This window comes from Halohasta sp. A2 (assembly GCF_056175805.1).
The window spans coordinates 1-6,766 of the sequence record NZ_JAQFWV010000113.1 but is presented as its reverse complement, the minus strand read 5'-3'; the positions used below and the strand labels follow the sequence as shown (position 1 = coordinate 6,766).

The 6,766-nt window shown below is 48.9% G+C and carries 6 protein-coding genes and 1 pseudogene; 6 read left to right on the top strand and 1 reads right to left on the bottom strand.

What is annotated here, in order from left to right; all coding sequences use genetic code 11:
• Positions 1-402: 402 nt before the first annotated feature.
• A complete protein-coding gene (locus tag O2S87_RS17665) occupies positions 403-642 on the top strand; it encodes a hypothetical protein (RefSeq protein WP_475410065.1) in 240 nt (79 codons plus the stop codon).
• A complete protein-coding gene (locus O2S87_RS17660; protein WP_475410064.1) occupies positions 639-992 on the top strand; it encodes a type II toxin-antitoxin system PemK/MazF family toxin in 354 nt (117 codons plus the stop codon). The genes O2S87_RS17665 and O2S87_RS17660 overlap by 4 nt, the downstream gene beginning before the upstream one ends.
• A gap of 310 nt (positions 993-1,302) precedes the next feature.
• Here the strand turns inward: O2S87_RS17660 and O2S87_RS17655 are convergent, their stop codons facing one another.
• On the bottom strand, positions 1,303-2,619 hold the full coding sequence (locus O2S87_RS17655) for an RNA-guided endonuclease TnpB family protein (protein WP_475410063.1): 1,317 nt from the start codon (positions 2,617-2,619) through the stop codon (positions 1,303-1,305).
• A gap of 43 nt (positions 2,620-2,662) precedes the next feature.
• On the opposite strand from O2S87_RS17655, the gene tnpA reads away from it, so the two are divergent.
• The 4 genes and pseudogenes from tnpA to O2S87_RS17635 form a co-directional block, all read left to right on the top strand.
• Positions 2,663-3,061: an IS200/IS605 family transposase gene (tnpA, locus tag O2S87_RS17650; protein ID WP_475410066.1), complete on the top strand. Its 399-nt coding sequence runs from the start codon at positions 2,663-2,665 to the stop codon at positions 3,059-3,061.
• Positions 3,062-3,242: 181 nt separating this feature from the next.
• Complete coding sequence (locus O2S87_RS17645) at positions 3,243-3,626, top strand: hypothetical protein (protein ID WP_475410062.1); 384 nt, start codon at positions 3,243-3,245, stop codon at positions 3,624-3,626.
• Between the two features lie 44 nt (positions 3,627-3,670).
• Positions 3,671-5,359, top strand: coding sequence for a glycine-rich domain-containing protein (locus tag O2S87_RS17640; RefSeq protein WP_475410061.1), 1,689 nt, complete (start codon positions 3,671-3,673; stop codon positions 5,357-5,359).
• Positions 5,360-5,736: 377 nt separating this feature from the next.
• Positions 5,737-6,766: pseudogene (locus O2S87_RS17635) on the top strand (hypothetical protein); the annotation flags it as partial.

Below are 6,766 nucleotides of genomic sequence, written 5' to 3'. Positions count from 1 at the left end.
GGCGACGTGGAAACGACGAGGCCTCGATCCACCAGAACAGCTTCAGTCGATCCTCGGTGGGAGAGAACTTCGATAAGAACGAGAGGCATCACTGAGCGGTGTATCTTGGTCTTGCTATCCAACTACTCATAATCTATAATATAGTTCATTTTTTACACATGTAAACGTTTCTGAGTCCGCAGTCGTTATTCGAGTTGACCTCACCGGAGTTTGGCGAGATCTCCAACGGCAAACAAGAGGATGTCGACGATTTCGCTCCGATTTGCACTCAAACAACTGCTGCATCCGTCTCTGCGGCCTACCACAACGGGAACTGGATGTCAATTTCCAGAATTCATAGAAACTACCAGTGGTGGGTAATAGTGGGTAAGTCTTATTCAATAGTGGGCCATACTCAGTAATATGACCAAAGTGGATGCTCAGGACCTCCGAACAAACGAGACCGACGATCGAGGTCGGATCTATCTCGGAACGGAGTACGCGAACAAACGCGTAACCGTTGCCGTCGTCGACGTAGAATCTGATCGCCCCGATGAGGACAAACTAGCCGCTGCGTACCGCGACGCTTCAGAGAGCGCAGAGGAGTTAGCAGAGGAGTGGCATGAGACATCGGATGAAGCATGGGACGGACTGGATGAATGAGCAAGGAAATGGAACTTCGACGCGGAGACGTCGTCATCGTCCGATTTGACCCTGCCGAAGGTCATGAGATGAAAAAGACTCGGCCTGCAGTAGTCGTCCAGAATGACATCGGAAATAAAAATTCTAGTACGACCATTGTCGCTCCTGCAACGGGAACATATCGAGGTTATCCCTTTGAGGTTCTGGTTAAAGCAGCCGAATCGTCATTAGAAAAAGATTCATCCATTCGTCTCGATCAAATTCGCGTCGTGTCCACTAAAAACCGGATTCACTCGGTGACCGGGAGTCTTGATACCGAAACAATGGAAGCAATAGACGACGCATTGAAACTAAGTCTTGGATTGGACTGATTTCCACGTGAATTTTGGAATCTAGATTTTGCGCTATTTGATCAGGCTTTCTTTATATACCAACCATCCGCTACAGCCACTTAACTTTGGATTCTATAAGAAGACTCCAAACTTCGGTGAACTAACGTCGATAGAAGGAGGACAGGATCAGGATATAGGAGCTCGCATAAATTGTCAGCTGAATAAATTGCTATACTTAGAGATTGTATCTTGCAAGGACAATTGCAGTCTATTCAGAGGTTGGCAAAACCAGTGCTAGACGTAAACGACCACGGGCGCGGTGGCCCGTGGCTTTTGTAGTTCCCTCAGACTATGCCGATAGCACTCCACGCGAAGCGATTTCGCGGGATGAGGATGGGCGGTTTACAGAACGCCCCGACCCAGACAGACGCACCAACCGAACTTGTGGTTGGGTTTTGTGAGTCCGGTAATTAACTGATTCAACGTCTACACCAGCGTGTTTCGCCCACGCTCGCCACGCCACATTCACACTCGCGTTCCGGTCAGCATGGTCTTGCTGGACCTCACACGAATCATTCGTACATCGGAACCGCCGACCCTGACGGTATCCCCGATGACCACAGCATGAACACGACTTCGAGTTGTACGGCGACTTGACTGTCTCACACGGAATTTGATTCCACGTTGCTTTGTATCGAACCTGTTTCTCAAACTTATCGAACGGCAGTTTGTGCAACCGCCGGTTCATGTACGTGCCGTACTTGATGGCGTCTCGAATCCCACTCAAGTCCTCGAACACGATGACTGGGTTCGGGAACTGTTGGGCGAAATCGACCACGACTCGGGACATTCGGTGAAGAACCCACTCAGTGTAGCGTTCTTCTTTCTCTCCGAGTTGGTGGTGGATTGAGTGTTGGCCGTGTTCTTGACAGCGTTTGGTGATAGTGTGGTAGCGTTGACGTTCGGCTTTCACCGAGCCGTAATCCAGCACGAATGTTCCAAGCGTCTCCATCGTCTCACGATCAAGAACGGTAAGAGCGATGTTGCGCTCGTTAATGTCCACGCCAACGAGTGTGTCAGCGTCTTCGGGTTCAGGCACTTCAACTTCTGTTTTGACCGTGACGTGTAGGTAGTACACGCCATCTCGGTACAGAAGTTCGGCCTGTCCCAACGACCACTCATCTTCAGTCAAGGCTGACTCGATGAGGTTGAGGTCTTCAGGTCGCCCTCGAAGGTGGCCTTTCACCTTCTTGTACGGCTTCGGACTCACACGGAACCGAATACGGTCAGTCTCGTCGTTGTAGGTGAGTCGGTAGCCTTCGGTGTGCGCCATGACGAGCGGGTAGGCTCCTTTTTTGTCCGTGGCGGGTGGCGACGGTTTCCCGACGTTGGTGTCGTCTTGGTTGTGCCACCAGTTGAGGAGTTCTTTGTAGGAGTCCCACGCTTGCAGGGCTTTCCCGACGACAGCGCACTTGTTGTTCCGAAGGAAGTCGTCGCGGTCAACTTCCTTCTGAATCTCGGTACGGTTGTAGCCGTCTTGTTTGAGTCGGAGTGTGTCGTTGGAGATGTCTCGTGCGGTGTAACGGGCATCTTTGAGCCACGACCGCTCACCAGACTCTATGCAGAGTCGAGTGCGTGCGGTCTTTGTGACTTCTTCGATACCCATACCTTAACTATCGAAATAAATGATAATAAAAGTAGGGATTAGGATGGGAGAATATCGGAGTCACGCACATTCGATTAGTTCGTGTAAGTATCATTTCGTGTGGTGTCCGAAGTATCGACACCCCGTTCTGGGACTTGTCAAAGACGAGGTGACAAAGTTGTTCACGGAGACAGCCGACCACTTCGGGCACGAGATACTTGCGTTGGAGATTGCGGATGACCACGTACACTTGTTTGTCCAGAGCGACTCAAAACACAGTCCGGCAGATGTTGCTCGACAATTCAAGTCATACTCTGGAAAGCACATCCTCGAACAGCGTCCTGAAATCCGCGAGTCGTTTTTCTGGGGTGGTGGATTTTGGAAAGTGGGATACTACGTCGGGACAACGGGTGGGGTTTCGGAGGAAGTCGTTCAGCGGTATATCGAACAGACAAAACATTAAGCGGAGTGTCGGGCTTCACCCCCGCGTCCGGTGACGCGGGGAACTCGCCCTTGAAACCAGTTTAGACAACAGCTTTTGTTTGACTTCTCGTTGCTACAAAACAGATTAGTTAGGACACTTTCTATGTTTAAAGAATTCTCATTCCCGAAATGATATACGTGTGAGGCAAATGTAATAACGTATGGAATCAATGTATCGGGTAGGGTTTGCCGCTCTCTGCCCGATACTTGCGTTGGGGGCGCATGAAATGACGCATATTGCTGTGGCTAGACAACAAGGACCTGTTTCGATCAATTTAATTTCGGCATACCCAAAGTTTCGTTTAGAATTGGATTATCACAACACACAATCTAATCTGAATATACAATTCATGGCAGCTTCCCCATTTATATTTGGAGTTATTTTAGCGATAGGTGTTGTATATTCTGGTTTTTGGCAGCAAATACAAATGAGTGTTCCATACTATATTCAAGGTGTTTTGATTCTGAGCTGGGCCGCATACAGTCACTTGAGTCCTGCAGACGTACGGACAATACTCAATCCACGCAGGAATACTCCATCATGATACCCAACCGAACAGACTGGCGTTTACAAGACGATACCCGAGCAGTGGCTCCGTTGCTGGGAGCTATCCTTTTATTCGGGTTTCTTGTCATCGGGCTATCTGTCTACCAAGCACAAGTTGTCCCGCAACAAAACGCCGAAACAGAGTTTGAACATTTTGAGGATAATCGAAACGAACTCATTGAACTCAGAGATGATATATCGATGGCAGGTGAATTCAATCGGGCACGATTCCCGACAGTGCAACTTGGGACGAACTATCGAACACGGACAGTTGGAATTAATGGCCCTCCTCCTGCGGGACTGCTCCAGACCAGCGATCCGTACCCAATTAATATCACGAATGAAGATGGGGATCTTGTTGGCCAAACCCAGACACGGTTCATAGAGTTCCGTCCCAGCTATAATGAAATAGCCATTGGCTCGACGTGGTATGAACACTCAGTACTTTATCTTGATGAGCGTGATAACGGAGGCGGATTGAGCATCATCAGAGAACAAGAAATTGTTGACGGCGAAGAAGTTACCGTGACCGCGCTACAAAACTCGTTCGAAGAAACGGGGACTCGTCGTGTGACGCTCGAAGTATATCCCACGAATGACTTCAACCAGTCTGATATCCCTACCGAGGGTGAGCTCAAAGTGTCTATCCCAACACAGCTAGATGACTATTGGAATGAGACGTTAGCAGATGAGGGCGATACATTCCAAGGCGTTGATACTGGTGTACACGGAAATGATGTTCACGCGCTAAATTTGAACGTCGACGCAAACAACCTTCAAGTGAATACGGTGGGAGTCAAAGCGGAACCAAATGAAGATCCAGTGACGAACGTCGATGCCTCACCCGATATGAAAGTTGAGGAGTTCACAGTGACTGGTGAGGATACGTGGGAAGTCCCAGACGGTGTTGAAGAGGTTGACGTGGCTGTCGTTGCTGGTGGCGGAGGCGGTGGGATGAATGAGGAATTTAATAGTGCCGGAGCTGGTGGTGGCGGTGCAGGAGAAGTCGTCTACTTTGAGGACTACGATGTAAGCTCTACTAATGAAATAAATGTGCGTGCTGGTGAGGGTGGCGATGGAGCAACAGACGGTAGTAACCCAGGTGAGAATGGATCGAACTCGGAGTTTGACGAGATAGTTGCCGTCGGTGGGGGTGGGGGAGCCGGTGACCGCCCAGACACAGATGCACAAAAGGCATTCGGGAAAGACGGAGGTTCTGGTGGCGGTTCCAGAACTGAACAAGATGAGGCATCAGGTGGAGCTTCAATCTCAGAAGATGTCCTTCCAGAAGCAGAGTATTTTGGTAATCCGGGAGGGGATGGTTTGGGAGGAGATGGTAATGACCAAGGTGGTGCTGGAGGTGGCGGTGCTGAAGAACAAGGCTTTACCAATGATGATGGTGAACTCTTCTGTGACGGGCGTGATGGAGGCGATGGTGGTGATGGCGGTGCTGGTGTTTATCTCGGAGACGTATTCGGAGACCAATTTGGCGACGATGGATACTTCGGAGGCGGCGGTGGAGGCGGTGCGTATGAAAATTGTGATGACAATTCAGGTGGGGCAGGCGGAATTGGTGGTGGCGGCGATGGAACGCTTGGTACGGGATCAAATGAAGCGGCATTAGATGGTGAGAATAATACAGGAGGCGGTGGCGGCGGTGGAGCAAGCGATAGCGATACGACAGGTGGTGATGGCGGCTCTGGCGTAGTCATAGTCCGATGGTCGGAATAAATTTTATTTGACTGTCCTAGGTCAAGTAACCAATCTTATCAAGAAAGACAATACGAAGCGCAGGCACTACTTTCCCGAAATGATATATGTACGAAGATGCAATATCTGGTATATGAAATCATCGTATCGGACAGGAGAGGCAGGTATCCATCCGATACGCGTGCTTCTGGTGTGTGAATAGCATATATGACGAGAGTATCTATAGTAATTTCTAGAGGTATATTGGCAGTAAACAAAACTTGCTCACGTCGCTACCAGCAGGTCCAACAGGCTGTTACACATAGTAGTGAAGCCGCAGCTCTGAGTTACAACACATGCTGCTGGCTCTGTCGATCAAGTAGCTATGGGATATACAACCCAGGCTGGAATACGCTGTCATGAAATCAGATCCTACAGGCCGGAGTTTCCAAACCGATAGCCGAGCGGTGAGTCAAGTAATTGGATTTATTCTCTTATTTGGTATTCTTACTATAGCATTCACCGGTTATCAGGCACAGGTAGTCCCTCAACAGAATGCCGAAACAGAGTTTGAACATTTCCAAGAAAACCGAGATGACCTTATTGATCTCAGAAGTGCAATTTTGACTACAGGGGCATCTGAACGCCAGCAGTTCCCAACCGTTCAACTCGGTACAAATTATCGAACCCGCATCTTGGCATTAAATAGTCCACCACCAGCAGGACTCCTTCAGACAAGTGATCCATACCCAATCAACATCTCTGATGGAAACCCAGATACAGATAATGTCACGGTCAAAACACGATTTTTAGAGTATCAGCCTGGATACAATAGATTCGATGTTGGCTCTACATGGTATGAAAACTCAGTATTGTACTTAGACTCAACTGAGCCCGATGGTGAACGTGTGATTGTTGAGGATCACAACCTTGTCACCAATGGCGATACACTTCGGATCACAGCCCTACAGAATGATTTTCAGCGTAGTGGTACGGAGAGAGTAACACTAGATTTGTACCCCGCTTCGGTTGGGGGGAATATTTCACAACTTGACCCTGATGCCAAACTCACCGTTGAGTTACCGACACGATTGGATTCGGATGATTGGGATGATCAATTCGATGATAGTGATACGGTAAATTATACTGGTTTTAGCGACTCTGAGTTCGATCCCGGTGTCAACCGACTAGATCTCACAGTCGACCATCTTGATAACTTGGAATTGAATACCGTCGGTATTCGTGAAGAACCGGATGAGCAGCCAGCGAAAAATACCGAGCCACAGGGAGGAACCGATGATGAAAATGGAAGTGGGAACGGAGATGATGAAAATGGAAGTGGGAACGGAGATGATGAAAATGGAAGTGGGAACGGAGATGATGAAAATGGAAGTGGGAACGGAGATGATGAAAATGGAAGTGGGAACGGAGATGATGAAAATGGAAGTG

Coding starts and splice junctions, on each gene's coding strand:
- tnpA (WP_475410066.1), top strand. CDS start 2,663: ATGGGAGAATATCGGAGTCACGCACATTCGATTAGTTCGTGTAAGTAT.
- O2S87_RS17655 (WP_475410063.1), bottom strand. CDS start 2,619: ATGGGTATCGAAGAAGTCACAAAGACCGCACGCACTCGACTCTGCATA.
- O2S87_RS17645 (WP_475410062.1), top strand. CDS start 3,243: ATGGAATCAATGTATCGGGTAGGGTTTGCCGCTCTCTGCCCGATACTT.
- O2S87_RS17660 (WP_475410064.1), top strand. CDS start 639: ATGAGCAAGGAAATGGAACTTCGACGCGGAGACGTCGTCATCGTCCGA.
- O2S87_RS17665 (WP_475410065.1), top strand. CDS start 403: ATGACCAAAGTGGATGCTCAGGACCTCCGAACAAACGAGACCGACGAT.